General features: G+C 52.9%; 22 protein-coding genes. 6 read left to right on the forward strand and 16 right to left on the reverse strand.

Annotation, left to right across the window (positions count from 1 at the left end; translation table 11 throughout):
* Positions 1 to 299 precede the first annotated feature (299 nt).
* Positions 300 to 1,013 (reverse strand): ZIP family metal transporter, encoded by a 714-nt coding sequence (locus C5Y83_RS14885; RefSeq protein WP_105330802.1) that lies wholly within the window; start codon positions 1,011 to 1,013, stop codon positions 300 to 302.
* A 230-nt stretch (positions 1,014 to 1,243) separates the two neighbouring features.
* Between C5Y83_RS14885 and C5Y83_RS14890 the strand changes: the two genes are divergently transcribed.
* Positions 1,244 to 2,413 carry a hypothetical protein gene (locus C5Y83_RS14890; protein WP_105330513.1) on the forward strand — a complete coding sequence of 390 codons (1,170 nt, stop codon included), beginning with the start codon at positions 1,244 to 1,246 and terminating at the stop codon, positions 2,411 to 2,413.
* A gap of 16 nt (positions 2,414 to 2,429) precedes the next feature.
* On the opposite strand, the gene ruvB is transcribed toward C5Y83_RS14890, so the two are convergent.
* On the reverse strand, positions 2,430 to 3,458 hold the full coding sequence (ruvB, locus tag C5Y83_RS14895) for a Holliday junction branch migration DNA helicase RuvB (RefSeq protein ID WP_409994595.1): 1,029 nt from the start codon (positions 3,456 to 3,458) through the stop codon (positions 2,430 to 2,432).
* A 94-nt stretch (positions 3,459 to 3,552) separates the two neighbouring features.
* On the opposite strand from ruvB, the gene C5Y83_RS14900 reads away from it, so the two are divergent.
* Positions 3,553 to 4,059 (forward strand): TspO/MBR family protein, encoded by a 507-nt coding sequence (locus tag C5Y83_RS14900; protein ID WP_105330515.1) that lies wholly within the window; start codon positions 3,553 to 3,555, stop codon positions 4,057 to 4,059.
* 353 nt (positions 4,060 to 4,412) lie between these two features.
* Here the strand turns inward: C5Y83_RS14900 and C5Y83_RS14905 are convergent, their stop codons facing one another.
* The 7 genes from C5Y83_RS14905 to ispF form a co-directional block, all read right to left on the reverse strand.
* On the reverse strand, positions 4,413 to 5,405 hold the full coding sequence (locus C5Y83_RS14905; RefSeq protein ID WP_105330516.1) for a zinc ribbon domain-containing protein: 993 nt from the start codon (positions 5,403 to 5,405) through the stop codon (positions 4,413 to 4,415).
* Between the two features lie 32 nt (positions 5,406 to 5,437).
* Positions 5,438 to 6,565, reverse strand: coding sequence for a zinc-ribbon domain-containing protein (locus C5Y83_RS14910; RefSeq protein ID WP_409994590.1), 1,128 nt, complete (start codon positions 6,563 to 6,565; stop codon positions 5,438 to 5,440).
* 83 nt (positions 6,566 to 6,648) lie between these two features.
* The gene (locus tag C5Y83_RS14915; RefSeq protein WP_199195044.1) at positions 6,649 to 7,023 is read right to left on the reverse strand and encodes a GxxExxY protein; all 375 of its coding nucleotides are present in this window, start codon (positions 7,021 to 7,023) and stop codon (positions 6,649 to 6,651) included.
* A 64-nt stretch (positions 7,024 to 7,087) separates the two neighbouring features.
* Positions 7,088 to 7,717, reverse strand: a complete 630-nt coding sequence (gene ruvA / locus C5Y83_RS14920; RefSeq protein WP_105330519.1) for a Holliday junction branch migration protein RuvA — start codon at positions 7,715 to 7,717, stop codon at positions 7,088 to 7,090.
* A 13-nt stretch (positions 7,718 to 7,730) separates the two neighbouring features.
* Positions 7,731 to 8,225, reverse strand: a complete 495-nt coding sequence (gene ruvC / locus C5Y83_RS14925; protein WP_105330520.1) for a crossover junction endodeoxyribonuclease RuvC — start codon at positions 8,223 to 8,225, stop codon at positions 7,731 to 7,733.
* Positions 8,226 to 8,348: 123 nt separating this feature from the next.
* Positions 8,349 to 9,890 carry a cysteine--tRNA ligase gene (cysS, locus tag C5Y83_RS14930; protein ID WP_105330521.1) on the reverse strand — a complete coding sequence of 514 codons (1,542 nt, stop codon included), beginning with the start codon at positions 9,888 to 9,890 and terminating at the stop codon, positions 8,349 to 8,351.
* Between the two features lie 63 nt (positions 9,891 to 9,953).
* Entirely contained in the window at positions 9,954 to 10,430 is a 477-nt protein-coding gene (gene ispF / locus C5Y83_RS14935; RefSeq protein WP_105330522.1) for a 2-C-methyl-D-erythritol 2,4-cyclodiphosphate synthase, read from the reverse strand.
* Positions 10,431 to 10,600: 170 nt separating this feature from the next.
* Here ispF and C5Y83_RS14940 point away from each other — a divergent pair, with 170 nt between their 5' ends.
* The 3 genes from C5Y83_RS14940 to C5Y83_RS14950 are packed head-to-tail and all read left to right on the forward strand — an operon-like array spanning position 10,601 to position 13,356.
* Positions 10,601 to 11,626 (forward strand): ATP-binding cassette domain-containing protein, encoded by a 1,026-nt coding sequence (locus tag C5Y83_RS14940; RefSeq protein ID WP_105330523.1) that lies wholly within the window; start codon positions 10,601 to 10,603, stop codon positions 11,624 to 11,626.
* A 17-nt stretch (positions 11,627 to 11,643) separates the two neighbouring features.
* Positions 11,644 to 12,492: an ABC transporter permease gene (locus tag C5Y83_RS14945; RefSeq protein WP_105330524.1), complete on the forward strand. Its 849-nt coding sequence runs from the start codon at positions 11,644 to 11,646 to the stop codon at positions 12,490 to 12,492.
* 6 nt (positions 12,493 to 12,498) lie between these two features.
* Positions 12,499 to 13,356: an ABC transporter permease gene (locus C5Y83_RS14950; protein ID WP_105330525.1), complete on the forward strand. Its 858-nt coding sequence runs from the start codon at positions 12,499 to 12,501 to the stop codon at positions 13,354 to 13,356.
* On the opposite strand, the gene C5Y83_RS14955 is transcribed toward C5Y83_RS14950, so the two are convergent.
* Positions 13,353 to 14,723 (reverse strand): MFS transporter, encoded by a 1,371-nt coding sequence (locus C5Y83_RS14955; RefSeq protein WP_105330526.1) that lies wholly within the window; start codon positions 14,721 to 14,723, stop codon positions 13,353 to 13,355. The genes C5Y83_RS14950 and C5Y83_RS14955 overlap by 4 nt on opposite strands.
* Positions 14,724 to 14,971: 248 nt before the next feature.
* A complete protein-coding gene (gene cyaB, locus C5Y83_RS14960) occupies positions 14,972 to 15,523 on the reverse strand; it encodes a class IV adenylate cyclase (protein WP_105330527.1) in 552 nt (183 codons plus the stop codon).
* Between the two features lie 275 nt (positions 15,524 to 15,798).
* Here cyaB and C5Y83_RS14965 point away from each other — a divergent pair, with 275 nt between their 5' ends.
* A complete protein-coding gene (locus C5Y83_RS14965; protein WP_158262369.1) occupies positions 15,799 to 16,470 on the forward strand; it encodes a TlpA family protein disulfide reductase in 672 nt (223 codons plus the stop codon).
* 17 nt (positions 16,471 to 16,487) lie between these two features.
* On the opposite strand, the gene C5Y83_RS14970 is transcribed toward C5Y83_RS14965, so the two are convergent.
* The 5 genes from C5Y83_RS14970 to C5Y83_RS14995 form a co-directional block, all read right to left on the reverse strand.
* The gene (locus C5Y83_RS14970) at positions 16,488 to 16,835 is read right to left on the reverse strand and encodes a P-II family nitrogen regulator (RefSeq protein WP_105330529.1); all 348 of its coding nucleotides are present in this window, start codon (positions 16,833 to 16,835) and stop codon (positions 16,488 to 16,490) included.
* A 473-nt stretch (positions 16,836 to 17,308) separates the two neighbouring features.
* Positions 17,309 to 18,817, reverse strand: a complete 1,509-nt coding sequence (locus tag C5Y83_RS14980) for an ammonium transporter (protein WP_233207234.1) — start codon at positions 18,815 to 18,817, stop codon at positions 17,309 to 17,311.
* A gap of 491 nt (positions 18,818 to 19,308) precedes the next feature.
* Positions 19,309 to 20,091 carry an MBL fold metallo-hydrolase gene (locus C5Y83_RS14985; protein ID WP_105330531.1) on the reverse strand — a complete coding sequence of 261 codons (783 nt, stop codon included), beginning with the start codon at positions 20,089 to 20,091 and terminating at the stop codon, positions 19,309 to 19,311.
* 173 nt (positions 20,092 to 20,264) lie between these two features.
* Positions 20,265 to 20,498, reverse strand: a complete 234-nt coding sequence (locus C5Y83_RS14990) for a hypothetical protein (protein WP_105330532.1) — start codon at positions 20,496 to 20,498, stop codon at positions 20,265 to 20,267.
* Positions 20,499 to 20,793: 295 nt separating this feature from the next.
* On the reverse strand, positions 20,794 to 21,675 hold the full coding sequence (locus C5Y83_RS14995; protein WP_105330533.1) for an NAD(P)H-hydrate dehydratase: 882 nt from the start codon (positions 21,673 to 21,675) through the stop codon (positions 20,794 to 20,796).
* Between the last annotated feature and the right edge of the window lie 3 nt (positions 21,676 to 21,678).

Raw genomic sequence — 21,678 nt, forward strand, 5'->3', positions numbered from 1 at the left:
AAAAGCTCCCCGCCAACTTTGACGAAGAGCCTATGCTGCCTGCTTGGCAAATAGGTCAATGCGTCAAAGACTGAGATAGATTCGATTGAATTGAAGTGTTTGTTGTTTCAATTCTTGCTCGAACCTGGGTTGCAGAAATGGTCGTGTTGATTGCCTTCGCGAGAACACTTGATCTCTCCTGGATCGTGCCCAACCAATGCTTAGTCGGAAAGATGATAATTTCGTTCTGCTAGGTAAGACCACGCATGCGCAAATCGGTTCGCACGGTACGCGAAAATTGTTACCAATAACTTAAGACACTAGTGCAACAAATCATGGCCAAGGATACCCAGGGCAAAACCAAGTACCGCCCCCAACGGCGGCGCCCAAGCGTTTTCTAGTCGTACGCCAGGGGCAATGTCTTGAAATACCAGAAAGAGAATACCACCTCCCGCAATCATTTTGATCACGGCGACCAGCGTAGGAAATTGAGCTAAAAGAAAGTAGCCACTGAGGCCAGCGATCGGTCCCAACATCGCCAGCCCAGCGAAAACGACCACGATTCGAAGTCCGGTTAAACTAGGACCGCGGTTCATTTCTCGATACGCGTTGAATCCTTCCGGGAAGTTCTGTAGTCCGATCAAAAAGGCCAATAACAAACCAGAATCACCGCCAGTGCTGAAGACCGCCCCCAGGGCCATCGCCTCGGGAATGAAGTCGGCCAACATCGCAACAAGCTGGCTCGTGGCACTCTTCCTTCGCGCCAACATAATATCGAGCCAGCAGAAGATCACGCCTCCGACGATGAACCAGGTTACGGACTCAATGGGACTCAGTATTTCACTCGCTTCCGGCACCAATACCAAAGCTACGGCCGAGAACAACGCACCACCACCAAATGCCAGCACGGCATGTCGGAATTCTTCCTCTAACCAGTCAGGATGGATGTGTTCAAAGCGTGCCAGAATCGCCCCAGCCGGCATCGAAAGCCCAGCTAATAAGGTCAAGACAGCTACCGTTATCCAATCGTCCATGGCGGAAAACTTAGAAGTGAAATTGGAAACATCCCGATTCACCGAAACCAACGATTCTTTTCGGCGCGTTGTTTGCTCGTTAGTTTCAGCAATCTATTGAAATTGATCAATCCGTTTGCCGTGCGAGATTTACGGCCTCATCGGACGTAGTGCGGGAGCGTCGAGCAGCCAGTATGGTGCTCGTCCGACCATCATTCAGCTCCAATTTTCGGAAAAGGAAGGTCTTTGCCATGAACCCCCAAATGATTCAATCGCTCGTTAACGAACCCAGCGATGTCTGCGTTTCGCTCTACATGCCGATGTTTCGCTTTGGTAGAGAGGTCCAGCAAAATGAAATTCGCTTCCGGAACCTATTAAAAGATGCAGAGCAATTGCTCACTCAAGACGAAGCCACGACGGAAGAATCTCGCAAGGCAGTGTTGAGTCAGTTGGAAGAGTTCCGACTTGATACCAATCACGATGCCTGGAAACATCCGCGGGCTGGATTGGCTTTGTTCGCCACTCCTGACTCGCTGGAGGTGTTTCCAATGGGCTACGTCATGGGCGAACAAGTACATGTCGGAGAACGATTCTATTTGAGGCCACTTCTTCCCGCACTGCATGGCGATGGCAGCTTTGTTGTGCTGGCCGTCAGTCAGAAGCATGTTCGCCTATTCGAGGGGAATCGCGACTCGCTGGAGGAACGCTTCCCAGAGGACTTGCCAGATAACCTGAAGGATGCTTTGAACATCGACGATTACATCACGTCGATCCAGCACTTTAGTTACTCCAGCGGTAACAATGTCGATACGATGTACCACGGACAAGGCGCCGGTGAAGACGATCACAAGGCAAACATTCTGCAGTTCTTCCATCGGATTGATGGTCCGCTTTCTGAGTATCTGGAAGGTCGTGACGATCCACTGATCTTCGCTGGTGTCGACTACCTGTTTCCAATCTTTAAGGAAGTAAGTAGCTACAAACATCTGCTAGCCGAGGCGGTCGAAGGCAACTTCGATGATGCCTCGATCGAAGAGATTCATAGCAAGGCGCTGACAATCGTTGAGCCTCATTTCCAACAGGAAACGACGGAAGCGATTGAGAGTTATCAGGACGCTTACGGACGTAACTGTGCCACCGAAGACCTCGATACCATTTTGCAGGCCGCCCAGATGGGAGCAGTAGATACGCTACTCATTCGAGAGAAAACTCCGGTTTGGGGGCACCTGGATTCAGACGGACACGTCCAACGAGACGAAGCCCCTAGTGAAGTCAGCCTCGATCTTTTGGATGAAGCCGCGGTTGAGACGCTCGATAAGGGGGGTGACGTGTACGTCGTGCGTACCGAGGACTTCCCTTCTGAAAAGAGTTCGGCCGTTGCAAAACTCCGTTTCGCTATCGAAGCAACGACCTCTTCTTAATTGAAAGAGAAGTCGATTAGCGAGCAAAGCCCTGAACATGCTCAAGGGCTTTGGTCGTCACCACGCGGCCACGTGGCGTGCGAACGAGAAGTTCCGTTCTTAAGAGAAACGGCTCAACTTCATCGGCCAAGGTTTCCGGGGCGGCGTTCATGGTATGAGCGATCGCCTCGAGACCGGCCGGGCCTCCTCCAAACACGCGGATGATCGTGCTCAAGTATTTGCGATCCTGGTTATCAAGACCAAGCTTGTCAATCTCTTGCATCTTCATCGCATCATGAGCGAGATCGAGCGTAATGTGTCCATCCGCCTTACTCGTGACGTAGTCGCGAATCCATCGCAAGCGGTTATTTGCTACCCGTGGAGTTCCACGACTCCGCTGCGAAATCTCAAGCGACGCATCATCCTCAATCGTCACGTCCAGTTTCGCAGCGTTGCGCCGAATGATCTCGGCAAGCTCTTCATTGGTATAGAAATCAAGATGTTCTCGTAAGGGAAAACGATCTCGTAGGGGTGCCGTAAGCATCCCGCTACGCGTTGTCGCGCCGATAAGTGTGAACGGTTTGATCTGCAGATTGATGGTCCGGGCATTGGTCCCCTCCCCGAGCACGATATCGATGCGAAAATCCTCCATCGCGGTATAAAGGTATTCTTCAACCGCTTTGGGCAGACGATGGATTTCGTCGATAAACAGAATTGAACGCTCGTCGGCGTTGGTCAGGTAGGGTACGAGATCTTTCGGTGCTTGTAGTGCCGGTCCCGAAGTAAGTTGAAAGTTAACCCCCAGGTCCTTAGGAATGCAAGTCGCAAAGGTTGTTTTACCGAGCCCAGGGGGACCATCGAATAGGATGTGCCCTAGCGGTTCATCCCGTTTCACGGCCGCGTCGACCACCACTTTCAGTCGTTCGCGGACTTCCAACTGGCCGACCATTTCGGAGATGGATTGTGGGCGGAGGCTACGATCTTCCTCGTTGGGGCTGTCATCGCCGCGCAAAACCGTTTCCCTGCCCATCCTGGCACCCTTTAATTTCCCTGGGAAGACTTCAATGTCACGTGTAAGTGAACAAGTGTGGACTATTACGGTTCCACTATAACAAATGATCCCCGAGGTCGGAAAGTTCGGAATCCGGAGAGTGAGCAAGATGGATAATCTACAAACCAGTCAACGTTTGACGCCAGTTTGGTTTCAAATTGCAGGTCTAGCTGCGTGGCTGCTCCTTTGCTTCGCTGCCGCGGGAGTCGGTTCATCGGTCACCATCCCGCAAATCCCGACTTGGTATGCTGAGATCAACAAACCGTCGTTCAACCCTCCAAATTGGATCTTTGGGCCAGTTTGGACTGCACTCTATTTGATGATGGCCTTTTCCGTATGGCTCGTGTGGATGAAAGCTGGTTGGCTCGACGCACCTGGGGCGCTGGGGGTGTTCTGCTTTCAGTTGCTGCTAAATGTGGCCTGGTCGGTCATTTTCTTTGGCCTGGAAAACCCCACTGCAGCGGCAATTGAGATTGTGATTTTATGGGCGGCGATTGGTGCCACGATTGCCTTATTTTGGCGACACTCGCGAATTGCAGCCCTTCTCCTGACCCCCTATTTAGCCTGGGTCAGCTTTGCGGCCGTACTAAACTTCTCCATTATGGCCTTAAACTGACCACTTCTCACCCCTTCGCAATGCTCATCCCCGATCAGATCGCGAAACAGGTAGACGTGAGCAGCCTTGGACGACGATTTCCTGTTGTTGGCACCCCCTTTGCACTTGAGAAGAGCAGACACCCCATCACCCTTTCAAATCAAAGGAACCCTGACAATGCCTGAAATCGCTGCCCTCGAAATGGTGCACGACGTTTCCGAACAACTTCATTTAGACATGCTGGAAACAGAAGTCATCCTGGAAGGAATGCTGTACGACGTTTACGTCAAGTAAGCACCAGGACAACTCAACACCACCTTAGCGGCCTGTTGGTTCTCTGCTTCAATGAAACGATCCAGAGATTTAACAGGCTGTTAACGTGCTAGCGCACCGCCGATTCCACCACACAAGACTGCGATGATCCCGATCGCCAATGCCACAGCGACGACGGTTCCGAGCACGACCATAAAGCGCTGATACGACACAGGCCCCTGCCCCGTCGATTTGCCGGTTTGGCCGTTAATAAGAAAGCGATAGACCTGTTCTTTGTATTGGTAGGCCATAATCCAAACTGGCAGCAGCATCGGTTCACTGCTCATGTTTTGTACGCGAAGATTAGCCTGCACATTTCGGCTATTTTGCGGAACGAATTTGGCATCGATCGAACGCCGTTCGAGCGACTCTAATCCCGATAGTGCCATCGGTCGCGCGTACTTCCGAGCGACATTGAATTGTTCGACCGTGAAATGATCGAGATCGACTTCATCAGGTGGAACCGCATGCTCCATCTCAAAGGGGCATAACTGCGACGTCTCGTTTGGTGTCAAAGCGCCACTCGCCCCCACCAAGACACCTTCATACCGGGCTCGATGCTCGCCCGATAATGGATACCAGTCGCCACTTGCTCCGTAAGGAGTCTGACTTGTGTCGGCTGTCCAGTAGGTGAAGACGTCGGCGGCGAAAACCCAATAGGGGACGTATACCGGCACCATGTTCTTGATGACGGCCCTTTCGGAAAGATCAGGGGGACGCCAGAACCCTTTCCCGATCGCCTCGCGTAAGATCTGCTGAGCGTCTGCCTCTTTCACATTAAAAGGCAACACTCTTCTAGGGGCGATGACCTTGTGATCTTTCCCTTTCTCCAACTTGGTCGAGCCACAGAATGGACAGCGCAGCGCACTCGCTTCTGCCGAGTAACTCATCGCCGCACCGCAGCCAGAGCAAGTAAAGCTGTGGGTCGAGATCGTGGTCGTGGGGGCGTGAGTATCTTTGCGATGCGGTGCTTCGGTACCGCAGTTCCCGCAGAATAGATCTTCTTCGTCGATCAATCCGCCGCAGACGGTGCATTTTTCGAGAAGGTCGCTCATGAGTTGCCTGGTGTCTTTGCTCTACGGGAAGGTCAACGCGTGGCGGCTGCAAGAAGCATGATAACGATCACAATCAGGGCCACAACCGCAAGCCCAGCGCCGATCGCGCCCCAGATCCGCTTCCACGAAACGGGCTTATCGCCCGCGATCAAACCGGTTTGCCCATTGACCAAAAAGCGGAAGACTTGATCCTGATATCGATATGAAAGCAAGTAGATCGGCAGCAAATATAAATCGGAATTCTCGAACGAGAACTCCGTCTTCACGACCAGACCTTTATTCGTATCGCCCGGCAGAAATTGCGTGATATTGGAACGCTCGCGTCGATAGAACTCTTCATAACAGATCTTCTTCGCTTCTTCGATTTCCATCTGATACTCTTCGGCCGCCCAGCCAGCGAGGAAGTACGGAGCATATCGCTTAGCCGCCAGGAGCGAAAACGGTTTGATTCGCTCGGCGTCAGATTGAGCCAATCCTTTGCTTGCCGAGATCATGTAGCCGCTGTAGTACTTATGATGCTTGCCTGCGAGTGGCCACCATTCCGTCTTTTGCACGCGGCGCGTTTTCCTGACCGTTTTTCCGTTCTCACGCGTCGTGTAAGACTCGGTGACGTAATAGTGTTCGCCGATCGTCCCTTCCCAGCGACTTTCCGCCAGCATGGAAAAACTCCAGAACGGGAGATAGACGCCCCGCATCTTCTCTTCAATTTCGGCCATATGCAAATCGCCTGGCCGATACCATGCATTCCCCTTGATCCAGGCCCGGAACTTTTCCATTGCTTGTTCAGGCGTCACACGAAAGGCAATGACAAACTCAGGCAATTGCCGCCCCGTGACGTCGGGTGCATACTCGACCACGTAGGTCGAATCACAGAAAGGGCAGACATAGCTCAGCTCTTGCGGATCGATCGCAACGTTCGCGCCGCAGGTTTTGCAGTGAAAGTACTTCTTATCCGTCTCCTGAGCACGCGGGGCCTTCTCGGCAACTTTCACTTCATGAGGCGTTCCACATGCAGGACAGAACTTATCATCCGGCTCGACTGGGCAGCCACAGCTAGGGCAAGGCTCGCCCTGCGGCTGGGCGATCTCAGCAGCCACTAACGCTTCATCATCGACGACCTCAGCGGCCACCATCGGTTCTTCGGAAGTCGAACTATCCACGGAACTCATGACGGGGTTGGGGGGAAATAACTTGTAAGAAGATGAAGTTAACCACGGATAATACGGATGGGCACAGATAGGAATTAGCGAACCACGCGTTTCCAAGCAAGTTTTGCGTGTTTGAAGTTCAAAAGAAGAGCTAACGACAATTTCGTCATGTTTAAATAGCCAATCATTTGAGCTGTATGGGCCTCATCAAAAGAAGCCACAACTTTCGTATCAACGATAACTAACTCATCAATGATTAAGTCGGAAATGAGGATACCGATCACTTGATCGTCATAGTGAACAGCAAACTGACGTTGTTGCTCAACCTTTCGACCTTGTTTTTCGAGTTCTATGACCAGCGATCTTTCATATAACTTTTCATCAAGCCCCGGCTTCAGGCGATTCAATACAAACATAGCGGAACCAATGATCAATTCACTGATTTCCGCATGAATGAGCTCTCTTGTCACAACGCCCTTTCTCAGTTCACCTCTTATCCGGGCTCATCCGTGAAATCAGTGGTTGAAATCTTTCCTAACCTTCCTGATGAGCGATTTTGTACACTGCCTGGACCAAGGAATCCACGTCCTTGTAGCTCTTTTTCTCGGCTAGTGCCTTTTCGATCAGCTTTCTGGCCTGCGTTTCGGAGTGGCCTAGCTGCATAAGTACCTCGAATGTTTCGGTGGCCACATCACGTGAAGCATCGGGACTTTCGCCATCGGCTCCGGTAATCAACAAGGCAAACTTCGGTACCTTGCGGCGCAGCTTCGCCACAATCCGTTCGGCGGTGGCTGGGCCGATACCAGGAAGGGCCGACAAACCTTTGACGTCCTGTTGTTCGATCTGATGAGCGACTTCTTGGACTGGACGGACCATGGCTCGCAAAGCTTTTTTGACGCCGACCCCATCCACCGAGCAAAACAGCTCGAAGAATTCGCGTTCGACATGATTCGAGAAGCCAACCAAGCGAGGGGTCATTCGCCCACGCGTCGGATCACCGTCCAGGTAGTTAATCGTATGAAACGACACCGACTTGCCGACTTGAGCTTGGACCTGACGACGAACGAACTCAGGCACCAACACTTCGTATTCAAACGGCTCGGCAGCCAGGGTGACGCTGGCCATATCGACTGAAACAAGCTTACCGGTGATTTTCGTAATCAAAACAGAAGATCCATCAAAAAGCGGAGGCGACTTTACTGAGATAATGATGACACAGGGCAACGGCCAACGCATCAGCCACGTCGGCCGGTTCCGGCACTTCCGAAAGCCCCAATTCTCGACGGATTGAATCCTGCATTTGATTCTTGGGAGCCCGACCGCTGCCGGTCAGAATCTTCTTAATCTGCGTGGCCGAGTAATGCTTGAGCGGCAATTCATTCTGAGCGGCCGCCAAACAAAGAACGCCGCGAGCATGCCCCATGATGATCGCCGTCTTAGGACGATCGTAATGTGAATAGAGCTCTTCCATCGCCATCACTGTCGGCTTAAGCGAGGTGATGACATCGGTAATCCCTTCATGGATTTCCAGCACACGGGCCGGCACATCGCCGCGGGTCTTACCTCGGACCACGCCTGCTTCAACGATCGAAACCCCGGTCGGGGCAATGTCGATCACACCGTAGCCAGTGATATTCAAGCCGGGATCGATGCCGAGAATTCGTTGCCGCATATCCTTTGCCGGTCTCTGTTTCAACCCTGAAGGGATGTCACCGTTTGTTGTTGCAACCAGGTCGCCCCGTTGGGCTATGAAGCAGGGCTTGGTGCGTCGAGACGCACCCTACGAAAATTGCTGTTAGCCTTTACGCCACAAAGTGCCGTCTTTCCGGTCTTCCAGCGTGATGCCGCACTCCGTGAGGCGATCGCGAATGAGATCGCTGGTCTCGAAGTCCTTCTTCTTGCGTGAATTCGCCCGAATCTCGATCACCAAACTCATCAGCTGATCAACGAGCCCGGCATCTTCGCTGCTGTCCGCTTCCGGTTTGGTGGCAAACAGTCCCAAGATTGCGGTCAGTTCGCGAAGGGTGGCCATCGCTTGGTCGAGCGAACTGGTATCGGCACCCTTGGTCTCTTCCAGCTTCTCTTGATCGATCGCCTTGTTAATCCCACGAACGATCTCGAACAACTCACTCACACCGCCACCGGTGTTGAAGTCGTCGTCCATTTTTTCGAGGTAGGCATCTCGGTGCTGCTTGATCAGCGATAGCAGGACATCGTCGCCAGCTTCGAACGCACCTTCTTGGCGAGTCTTTGCGGGGACGATGTCGTAGAACGACTTGCCGGTGATTCGCTCGTATCGCTCAAACAATCGCAGGAACGTATCGAGACCAGTGCCCGCTTCTTCGATCGCCGGTTCACTAAACAAGATCGTACTGCGGTAATGGGTTCGCAGCAGGAAGAAACGAATTCGCTCGCCCCCTTGTCGCTTGATCAAGTCGGCCAAACCCCCAGCACCGGCACTACGGCTCATCTTACCGCCGGCACTTGGTTCTTCGGGGCTATCCTTCTTATCACGGTCCGCCTTGCCACCAATCTTGCCGGCACTAGGATCGCTGCGCAACAGACCGTTGTGCATCCAGTAATTCACCATCGGCTTACCGTGGCAGCACTCACTTTGAGCGATTTCGTTTTCATGATGGGGGAATGTTAAATCGAGACCACCGCCATGGATATCAAAGGTTTCACCGAGAATTCCTTTGCTCATTGCGGAGCATTCGATGTGCCAGCCAGGCCGTCCCTTGCCCCACGGGCTTTCCCAGGACGGCTCGCCTGGTTTGGCTTTTTTCCATAGAGCGAAGTCGCCCGGCGATCGTTTGCTGGCAGCGGCACCGCCCCCTTCCCCTTGCATCGAATCGACGCTGCGGTTGGTCAGCTTGCCGTATTCAGGGTCCTTGGTGACTTCAAAGAAGACATCGCCGTCAACATCGTAGGCAAAGCCTTTGTCGATTAGGTCTTTCACGAACTGAATGATGTCGTCCATACAGGCCGTGGCCCGTGGCATGTCGTCAATCGTTGTTACGCCAAGGGCAGCCAAATTGCCAAGGTAGTCGGCGATATTCTCTTCGGCGACTTCCAACATCGACATCTTACGTTCGTTCGCTTTATGGATCAGCTTATCGTCAACGTCGGTAATATTGACCACCAAGCGAACATCGTAGCCACTGTGTTCGAGGTAGCGTTTGACCGTATCGAAGATGACGGGACCGACCATGTGACCGATATGGGCTTCGGCGTAGACGGTCGGACCGCACAAATAAATGCCGACCTTGCCAGGCTCAACCGTTTTGAATTCTTCCTTGGAACGGCTTAGCGTGTTGTAGACCCTCAGGTTACTCATGACTTATGCCTTTAACCGCAGTCGCTGCTGGGCGTCGATTTTAGGAATTCGAATCGAGAAAAACTATTTTCTTCGTAACAGACAAACGCACTGCACCTGGATCGCTTCCTCACGACCAATGATGCCGACGCCTTCCCCTGTTTTGGCTTTGATGCCGATTTCTTCTGGCGAGACGTGCAGCATCTCGGCAATTCGGATTTGCATCAACGATTTCAGATCGGCCAGTTTGGGACGATGCGCGTGAATCACCGCGTCCAAATTGATGAGTTCCCAGCCTTCGTCGAGGACCTTTTGATAGGCTAACTTCAAGAAGTCACTGGAAGGCCGGTCTCGGTTCGCTTCGTCGGTATTGGGAAAAAGCTGCCCAATATCTGGAAGATTGGCAGCTCCCAGTAACGCATCTGTAATTGCGTGCATCAAAGCATCAGCATCGCTGTGCCCCTCAAGATGTTTATCATGAGGAATCTCGATGCCACCAAGAATAAGCGGACCTCCATCGACTAAACGATGGGTATCGTGTCCAAGCCCGATACGTATCATCCGTAATGTTTCCCGTCGCGACCAATCCGTAAGTGGGCTGACTGTCCGATCTTGCTGAATCGGCAGACACGCCCGAAAGCGCGGCGATTATAGCGAATCCCCTATATTGCCACAACGCGAGGGGGCCCGGTCAACTGTCCGGTTTTGCCACCCTGGTCTATAATCTGCACATGGCACCTATTATCCAACTCGACAAGCTGACCAAGACTTATCAAGTCTACCAGAAGCAGGAAGGCCTTTTGGCCTCGATCAAGGGCCTGTTTCATCGCAAATACAAGACCGTCGAGGCGGTCCGCGGAATCGACTTAACCGTCGATCAGGGGGAATTCGTCGCCTTTCTGGGCCCCAATGGGGCGGGAAAGACCACCACGCTCAAGCTACTTTCTGGCGTGATTAACCCTACCTCGGGCAATGCGACCGTCATGGGACACATTCCCTGGCATCGTGATAACGCCTACCGACGCCGATTTGCCCTGGTGATGGGACAAAAGAACCAGCTTTGGTGGGACTTGCCCGCGCAAGACAGCTTCCGGCTTCACCAGAAGATCTACCGCATCGATCAAGATCAATTCCAGCGAACCCAGGACGAATTAGTCGACTTGCTGGGCGTCAAGGAATTGATGACGCAACCAGTCCGGGCCCTTTCCTTGGGGGAACGGATGAAGATGGAGCTAATCGCCGCCCTGCTCCACTCGCCGGATGTCCTCTTTCTGGACGAACCGACGATCGGTCTCGATGTTGTCGCTCAACACAACATCCAGCAGTTTCTGAAGCATTACCAGCAGGAACGCAAGATTACTGTCCTGCTGACTAGTCACTACATGAAAGACATCGCGGCCCTATGCCAGCGCGTAGTAGTGATTGCTCAGGGAGTGGTGATTTACGACGGCTCTTTAAGCGGAATCGTCGACAGGTTTGGCGGTTACAAGATTGTGACGCTAAGTTTCGTTGGAGACGTCCCTTCTGCCGGATTGGCTCGATTTGGCGATGTCATCTCTGAGGATCCCCCCAAGGCTAAGCTGCGTGTCGATCGAGCCAAAGTCGGGGAAGTGTTGGCTGCGGTCCTCGATCAGTACGAACTGGAAGATGTTGGCGTTGAAGATCCTCCGCTGGAAGAAGTGATTGCCGATGTCTTCTCGCTCACGCACATGGGCGACAAATCGAAGAACGAAAAGCTGGCCGAAGTTTCATCTTAAGCCCTGGGGAGAGCAGCATGGCGGAACTTGCCGCAAAGGCCTCGACCTGGTGGGCCATCTTTCAGATTAATTTCCACGAGAAGCTCGTTTATCGAGGCGACTTCATGCTGGGGACCCTCATGCGGTTCCTGCCGATCCTGACACAGATCTTTCTGTGGTCGGCCATCTTTTCGGCCAAAGGGGGCGGCGAAAGTACCGGTGAAGAGATCGCCGGGTACTCGTACTACAACATCGTGGCATATTACTTGTTGTCGACCGTCTCGCGGGCATTTTCCAGTATGCCTGGATTAGCGTCAGGGATCGCATTGCAGATTCGGGAAGGTGAAATCAAGAAGTATCTGATTCAGCCGCTCGATCTGATTTCATTCTTCCTGCTAAATCGTATCGCCCATAAGCTGACTTATTACATCGTCGCACTGGTGCCGTTTGCGATTGTGTTCATCCTATGCCGTGGCTATTTCTCCGGGTGGCCGCCGGGGCATGTGTTGGCATGTTACTTCACCTCGCTGATTCTCTCGTTCATGCTGGGCTTTTTCATGGAGGCGACTATCGGCATGATTGGCTTCTGGTTTTTGGAAGTCCGCTCGCTACTGTTCGTCTACATGCTGTTCACGTTCTTCCTATCAGGGCACATGTTTCCGCTTGATATGCTGAATGAGTTGGGTGGGCCATGGGCGATGATCATCAAGTCGCTGCCACTAATGTACCTGGCTTATTTCCCAGCTGCGGTCTTCCTGGAAAAGATCACCGGGGCAGAATTAATGTGGGGACTGATTGTCCAAGTCGGCTGGGTAGTCTTCTTCATTGTTGCTTCCCGTCTCGCATTTCATTACGGCGTGAAGCAGTACAGCGCGTACGGAGGTTAAAGTACGATGAACGAACGACCTTCCTATGCTGCCGTCTTCTTCATGTTCCTGCGAAACAGCATGGTCCGCGACCTGAGCTTTCGTTCGAACTTTTGGATCGAATGTATTTCAAGCTTGTCGTGGGTGATCATGAATTTGGGCTTTTACCTGCTCATCTTCCGCTACACCAACTCGATCGGCAATGAAACAGGCTGGGGCGAATACGAGTTCTTCGTCTTCCTGGCGACCACGCTGCTAGTCAACAGCTTGGTGCAGATGTTCTTCATGCCGAACATCCAAGAGTTTTCAGAACTGATCCGTACCGGCAAGCTCGACTTTGCACTGCTCAAACCAATTGATACCCAGTTCCTGGTGAGCTTCGAGAAAGTTAACTTTCCCTCGATGGCCAACTTCATGTTCGGCCTGGTGCTGATGGGGGTTAGTCTTTACCAGTTGACGCATCGCGAAGTAAATCCCATCGAGCTCAATGCCGGCATGGTGGTGATGTACATCTTGTTTTTGCTATGCGGCGTCGCGATTCTTTACAGCTTGATGATCGTATTAGCGGCATCCAGCATTTGGCTCGGCCGGAATACCTCGCTGTACGATTTCTGGTTCTACATCACCAGCTTTTCTCGTTATCCGATGGAGATTTACAACTCCGGTGGCTTAGGAATTACCCTGCAATTGATCTTCACTTTCGTGATCCCAATTCTGATTGTGGTCAATGTGCCCGCGCGGATCATGGCGCAGCCGTTTGGGGTGAGCAGTTCACAGATGTGGCTACTGCCGATCTACATGTTGGCCGCGACGGCATTAAGCCTGTACGCATCACGCTGGGTCTTTAAGATGTCGCTGAAGAGCTATCGCAGCGCGAGCAGCTAGACTTCATCTTCCGGATCGACGTCCATCTCGCCGTAGGCAACATGGTGCCCCGGCTCGTGGCGTGGTTCGACCAGGTAATAGGTCATCAGCCAGCCGCAAAACAAGATGACGGCGATCCCACAGAATACGACCTCGAAGCTCGTAAGATCGATCAGCAAGCCGACCAGCGGCGACAAGATCATCGGGAAGGCAATACACAAGCTTTGCGTTGCCAGGTAGCGTGGGTGAAGTTCGTTCGGAACCAGTTCCAGTGTGTAGTTCGTGAACGCGCGGAAGGTGATCGGCGTCACTCCGACAAACAGAAACAACCAGTCGAAGACTCGAACGCCGAATTCACCGGAGTGAACTAAGAAGATCGACCCTAGCGGCAAGATCATCACGCCGAAAAGCATCGTACGGAGGACGACGCGGTTTCCTTTCCAGTCCGCCAAGGGGCCGCCGAGCAAGCTGAAGATTGCCGTACCGGCGTTCTGAATGATCACCCAATAAATCATACGCGATAAATCGACGTCGAGACGTTGTCGAGCGAGTGCCTGGTAATGCGGAAACAACATCAACGAAAAACCAAACGCCGCGGCGATCAAGCATACCAGGCGAAATCGGTGATCATCGCGGAGAACCGCGTACGATTGCCAAACGAGTTGCTTAGGGGAAAACGCCCCAGCCTGCGAGCTGTCGCGATTCTCTTGCAGGGCAACCACCGACAAGGCACTTCCGACGAAAGCACAAGCCGCGAAGCCAAAGATCCAATTCACCTGGATCGTGTTGCCGTACAACCACTTTGGTAATAGCCACGCAGCCAAGCTGATCGCGATGACCGCTCCGACCACATTCGAGGCCAACATCAATCGTCCGCGAAGATGTGGCGGAATCAGCTTCCCTTGAGCCGTTCCGAATCCCAGCTGATTGAGACCCGTCGCACAGAAGAAGAGAAAGTAAAAGCCCAGAAACCCGATCACCATCGATGTCTTGCCGATCGCTGAGTCGACGCCAGGGATGAACATGGCCGCCAAGCCACCGAAAGCCACCGCCATGGCCAACGACGTCCCAACGAGCGACCACTTTTTCAACGGGAGGTGACGCAGTCGATCGGCATAGAGCAGCGGCGGACAACTTTGTCCAATCCGCCCCAGGATAGGGAGAAAACCGCGAACCCACCCTGCCCCAGCGATTTGATCGAGCACCGCCGGAATGATGATACTCTCAGTCTTAAAAATCCATCCGCAACGCAGCACAATCTGGTAGAGCGATAGGAGAAAGAAGTTGCGAGAGACGCCTTCAACCTGGGTAGGGGAGGATGGATCAGGCTTCGTTGGCACAGGCCTGGCCGACTCGAGGGTGGTCGAAGAATGGGAATTCGAGTTCATTTATCCCATTATAGAACTGCCCTTTTCGACCGACGACCAGGGGCAAACGGTCCGACCAAGAAAAGGTGGAAGCCCCAGGCCGAGTGCGCGGTAACTTAACGACCCAGGGCTTCCTAAAGATCATCACGTGGAAAACGCACCTTCCACGTAGATAAATATCTTGGTGAAACTAGAAACCCCGGGAATCGGGCAAGGTTTTGGCGGAAACTGAGAATTTCCCGGAAAGTCTAACGGGAAATAAAACCGCCTTATTCGTTGCCCAGAATGAGCTCGAGATAACTGCGGCGTTCGCTATCGGAAAGTCCTAACTCGGCAGCGAGTTTCTCGAGGGCCGCTTTCGCCGCTTCAACCTCGTCGTCCTCAGCAGTAATCTCTAATTCGACAAACTTGCCGAGTTCAAGCACTTCGTCCATAGCGACCAGTACCTGGAACCCTTCGTATCCAAACTCCGACTTGCGGCGATCTTTGATCACTTCGGCCACCGGCATAAATCCCAAGGACTCAAACATGGCGACAATGTTTGCCGCTCCGGTCGCCCCCGAAACGAGTGGGACTTCGACTTCACGACGTGTTTTCGTCGAATCGTCGACTTTGGGCCCCTTATAAGTGATGAAGTTCTGATCGCCAACGCGGCGAATACGTAGGGCTTCGTCCGTCTCAGCGAAATTTCGACTGGGGTGGCTATAGTACTTGTCGGCCTGACGTTTGGGGACCTCGATAATCCCACCCATCTCTTCGACACGCGCCTCGACGTTCGTCAGATCATCGACCGGAAATTTTAGTTCGACCTCAAACTTCATTGCTCAACTGAATCCTTCAAGCAGCATGAGACCTTGTCCATTGTGGGAAGGCTCTCAGACACGAGTTTGGCACCCGCCTGATTCTAATACAATGACCTATTATTTCCTTACGGGGGGATTGTGACCAGAGCGATCCAATCCCCTGCCTTGCCGAAGCGGTCATTTCCTCCTGCATTTCGTAGGGAATGTCACCGACAACGGGAACGAAGGGTACTAGAATCTAGGTTGAAATGAACTTCCTGCGATTCTTCGCCCCTTTTTCATACAAAATTGACATGCCCCGAATTTCGTCGACGCGTCCCACCTTGCTGCCATATCGCCATTCCCACTCTGGCCGTGTGCACCTACTCATTCTGCTCTGCGTGCTGGTCGGTCTGGGGGTCGCGGCTTCGACCTTGATTCTCGGCCCTCGTCCTGGTGGTCCCCATCCGTGGGTTGGCACACCGATTCCTGACGTCGCCTTGCAGGCACTGCTCAACGCGGATGCCCCTCTCGACACTTCCGAACTCGGGGGGCAAGTCACGCTGATTAATTTTTGGGGACCATGGTGTCCACCATGCCTGATGGAGTTTCCCGATCTTTTGAAGCTTCGAGAACGATTCGCCGATGAGAAGGGCTTTCAATTCGTCTCTATCGCCTCGGACGGTGGCTGGGCCCCGAACGGAGTCGATTATCGGGAGAACGAGAACTATCTGAGAGAAGAGTCCCAAATGATCTTGGCCAAGTACAACTCCGACTTGGCAATCTACGTCGACCTCGATGGGAAGCTGCGGCACAAGCTCATCAAGACAGCCGAATTCACCGGGTACCCCACGACCATTCTGGTCGGCGCTGATGGAAAGATCGCCGAAGTCTGGCTGGGCTATTCCCCCAGCCTCGAAAAAGAGGCAACGAAGGCTATCCGTCAGCAACTTGGCTCAGATGAACCGGGTTCGCCGGAAGGTTAGCATCCACCGAATCAGCACTAGATGGCTTCCGGACCGCGTTCTCCGGTGCGGATACGGATACAGTCATCCATCGGCACGACAAAGATCTTACCGTCGCCGATCTCTCCCTTATCGCCGGTCCGAGCCCCTTTAACGATCGCGTCGATCGTGGGCTCGACAAAGTCTTCGTTCACAGCGATCTGAAGTTGCACTTTGCGAAGCAAGTTAACCGTGAACTCGTGCCCGCGATAAACTTCCGTGTGCCCCTTCTGGCGACCAAATCCCTGGCAATCCATTACCGTCAGCCGGAAGACCTCCACCTCGGTCAAAGCTTCCTTGACAGCTTCCAGCCGACTGGGCTGAATGATCGCGATCACAAGTTTCATAGAGAGACCCACTAGGGAACGTGCGAGAAATTATCAACTATCGAATGTAAACGGCCAAGCTTGGGGGGGCAAGGCTAGGGAAGTGCCAGACTGTAAGAAGCGTGTACCAGCAGATTCCAAACGATCTACCCAGCAAAGTTGAATTCTTCAGCGTTCAGCCAAGAGTTGCCATCCGCCAACGATGCAGGCAGTCCCACTCGGCCCTCCCCCTTCAAGAGGAGGCAACGGTGCGAGATTGAAAAGAAGCGAAACGATAGAATCGGCTTCCCACTTCGCGGAATACTAAACTCTGCAAACTTCAAACTAAGCGTCAGCGCATAAAAAAAAACCCCGACTTGGAAGAGCGAGGCGGAACACTCTTCCAAGTCATTGGGGTAGAACTTCTGGCCCAGGCAAAGGCCGAAGTATCTTCGTTAACTTCGCGGGCACCACCAAGGCAGGACCCGCGAGGTTGGCTTTCGTTTAAGCTTGCCTTACGAGACGTGACCCGCTTGGCTGGTGCCTTCCGTGACCAAGTGTGCTGGGTAGGCGTACATGCCGTGCTCGTGGATATCGAGACCCTGCATTTCTTCTTCGGCGGTAACTCGAATACCGACGGTGAATTTCAGGACGTTGAAGATGATCATGCTGAGGCCGAATGCCCAGATGAAGCCAGCAACGACACCGATGATTTGACTGATCAGCTGGGCCGATTCACCCGTGGTGAACAAGCCACCTTCGGTCATGAACAGACCGACGGCCAGGGTACCCCAAGCACCACAGACGCCATGAACCGAAACCGCACCGACAGGATCGTCAATCTTCAGCTTGTCGAACATGACGCAGGAGAAGACGACCAGCACGCCGCCGATCAAACCAGCGACGGCAGCCCACATTGGGCTCAGAGCATCACAACCAGCGGTAATCGAAACCAGACCGGCTAATGCACCATTCAAGGTGAACGAGGTGTCAGGCTTACCGAAGACAACCCAAGAGGCGATCATCGCACCGACGCAACCAGCAGCAGCAGCCAAGTTGGTGGTCACAGCGATGTAAGCGAACGAACCGCCACCGACAGCCGTGGTGGAACCAGGATTAAAGCCGAACCACCCCAACCATAGGATGAACACACCAAGAGCACCCAGCGTGATGCTGTGACCTGGAATTGGCTTCACTTTACCGTCCGCAGTGTACTTACCGATACGAGGACCGATGGTGATCGCACCCGCCAAGGCACACCAACCGCCGATGGAGTGAACCACCGTCGAGCCCGCAAAGTCGTAGAAACCAGTGTCCATGCTTTCCAACCAACCGCTACCAGCGTACAAGCCGCCCCATGCCCAGCTACCGAAGATTGGGTAGACGATCACAGTGATCAGGACAGAGTAAACCAGGTACGAGGTGAACTTGGTTCGTTCAGCCATGGCACCAGAAACGATCGTTGCGGCAGTTGCACAAAACACCGTTTGGAAGATCAAGAAGGCCCAGTTGAAACCAACGTTCGGGTTCACGGCGACGGCCGCTTCGCTGCCACCATCGAAGAAGAATAGATCGGTACCGAAGAGGCCATTTCCTTCCGCTCCATTGTGACCGAACATCAGGCCGAAACCGATGAGCCAAAATGTGAGAGACCCGATGGAGAAGTCCATCAAGTTTTTCATGATAATGTTACAAGCGTTCTTAGCACGCGTGAAACCAGCTTCCACCAGGGCGAAACCAGCCTGCATGAAGAACACGAGGAATGCGGCTAAACAGGTCCAAAGAGCATCGACATCGCCCAGAACGGCGTCTGCAGTGAGAGGTGCTTCTTCTTCGGCGGCGGGTTCACCTTCTTCTTCAGCAGCTTCTTCAGCGCGAGGCTCGCCTGCTTCCGCCATCGGAGCTTCTTCGGAAGCTTCGGTTCCAGCGTCTTGCGCTGAAAGCGGGTAAGAGATCATGAGGCCGAGTGCGATCGCGATCATCGCGAACCACGCTCGGTTGGGGAGGGAGAGGGAACTTACCATGTGATTCGTACCTTTTCAGAAGATTAAATAACAGTCAGCCAGCTATATGCCAGGGCCAGGAATCGATCCAACGTGGGATATCTGTTAGTGCGCCTTCCCACGCAGGGTCGTGTGCACGAAAACCCCCTGTTTGCAAGCGTTGTGCCATTAGGTCAGCCTCGATGGATGAAAAGACGACGACGTGAACACAAATTGCTCTATCTCATGGATAAACAACGACTTAAACAAACAAGGGAAATTAGGGTTTTCAGTGGACGTTTTCGTAAGGTGAACCGTATGCAAAGAATGCGCGCATAATGCTTGCTAGGAATCTCAGCAGTTTTGCTTGGCGCTTTGCCCTATCCCCAGCAACGCCCTTGCAACACGCTAGGGACCAATTAAAGGCATACGAAACGGCGCAACGTTGTTCCTGGCTCCCTCGTTCCGTCGAACTGGGCGCATAAAAAAAGGGCCGAGAACGGCCCAAAAAATGAAGTTTTCGCGAGACACGACTACTTCGGAAGTTCCCCTTTGACGATCTCGTCTTCCCATTCATCCATCAGCGGCCAGTCCACCGCACAGGTGCCGAAGTCAGCCATATGGAGGTAGGTATTTAGACGGGCAATCGTCTTGTCCAACAACGCATCATCCTTGCGGAAGATCGGACCGTGGCTCGGCAATAGCCACTTTACATCGCTCTGGCGAATTCGTTCGAGCGATTTAATGAACGCAGGGATATCGCTGCCATGGTGGGCGTCGATCGCACCGACACAGCCATCGCGGTATATGTTATCCCCCGAGAAGAGTAAATCCCCTAATCGGAAGCTAAGTTGACTGTCGGTATGCCCTGGCGTGTGCCACACTTCCAGCTTCAACTTGCCGACTTCCAAAATGTCGCCGTCGTTGATTTGGTGTTCAATCTTCACCGGAGGCATTTCGAGATGAATGTCTTGCAGCGCGATCTCCGCAAATGTGTGGAGCTTATCGCCGGTTTCTAGCGCCTTAACCGCCAATGGGTGGGAGGTAACCGTGGTCCCCAGCATTTGCTTAGCTTTAGCCAAACCCTGAATGTGATCGACGTCTGCATGGGTCGCGACCAGAGTTTTGCAATTCGCCAAAGGGAAGTCGATATTGCGAATAACATCGATATAGTCTTCGACCGTCTCGTCGAACCCAATGTCGATCAGAAGCCACTCATTTCCCTCGAAAACCAAGTAGACATTACAACCCAGCAATTCGCCGGCTTGGAAGTTGAGTTCTATGACGTTAGGGAAAATCTCTTTTCGGGGCTGCATGTCGGCGGATAACCTTCGGGGAATTTTGAAGACAGAACGCCTTTATCTTAACCGCCGAGCTGGGCGAGTCACAACCGGAGGAATCGGGTGCAATCCCAGGGCCTCAACCTAGAAACGTGAGGCCCGAGACACCCCGAGTCAGTAGAAAGAACTCAGGGTGTTCGACTTGCTAGTTAGCGTCGCGGGCTAGGAGAAAGATAAGAAGCCATCTCGCGAGCTTCAATCATTTCAGGAGCTTCTCCCATGCGTTGCCAAATGATGTTGGCATCTACCCAATCAAAATCGAGATCGCTGTTGTTCGCTGATTGGCAAATCGCTTCCAACGCGCGTTGCTCGTCTCCTTCGCGAAAGGCCCAGACGTAAGTCTGACCGTTCTTTTCATAAACCACTGCATTCATCGTTACCATAGGTCGCCCTCCTTCGCGTCCTGCCTCTTGGCCTCTGTTCCAGCAAGATCGCGTAAAGCTAATTGTTTTTTTGAACGATGCCACGGTGAACAACTCCGACGAGAATTCTCGTGCATGAGTTCCGTTAATTCCATGTCAAAGAATACTCAGTGAGAGCACACGAACCAATTGCAAAATCCTTGTGGGTTACCGAACGCTACGTTTCGATGCTGCGTTGCACAACATCAATCGCTCGCTTTATCAGGTAACCGCAACGATTAACGTCAGAACAACCAATGTGGAATCGTCGTTCGTGTTACTCCGATTTTGCGTCGCGTGCTTCGGTGTATTCGATCAAAGCATCGTCTAAGAATTCGAGCAAATCAGATGCCGTCAAACCTGGCTGTGACGTAACTTGCACTGCAATATCGGCAGCTAAGCCGTGCAGAAAGACCGCAAGAACTGCGGCGTCGTAAGCACTTAGCTGTTGGGCAAGCATTGCTGTAATTAATCCAGTCAAAACATCCCCAGAACCACCTGTAGCAAGTCCAGGATTCCCAGTGGTGTTCTTCCATTGATTCTTACCATCGGTGACAAGCGTTTCGGATCCTTTCAACACGAGTACGCATTGCCGTTTGTCCGCAAATTCAATGGCTGTTCGGGATGCCTCTTCCATAGTGAGGTGCGGCTTGCCGACAAGACGTCGAAATTCACCTAAGTGAGGTGTCAATACACGTGGTGCGCGAAACGATTGCGACAGTGCCTCACTCTGCGCGACCAAGTTCAAACCATCCGCATCAATCACCATGGGACGTGGAAACTGACTAACAAGTTCTTCGATTAAAAGAAGTAATCCGCGCGACTGTCCCAAACCTGGACCAATCGCCACGCAATCGGCTTGATCAATTTTTTCAGAAAGTTTCGACTTCGCGTGAAACGGAATGTGTCCTGAGCGATCGGTCGGCAAAGGCCACGTCATGTAGGCTGGCTCGAACGTCGCTACCGTGTTGATGATCGCATCGGGAACGGCCAAGGTAACTAACCCAGCCCCTCCTTTTAGACAGGCGCGGCCTGAAAGACTAATCGAGCCAGGCATCCCCACCGAACCACCGACGAGCAAGGCGCGTCCAAAGGTTCCTTTATGCGAGTGCTGATCACGCGGGGGAAGAATCACGTTGGGAAACAAAAGTTGCGACATCGG

It is taken from the genome of Blastopirellula marina (genome assembly GCF_002967765.1).
Lineage (GTDB): Bacteria > Planctomycetota > Planctomycetia > Pirellulales > Pirellulaceae > Bremerella > Bremerella marina_A.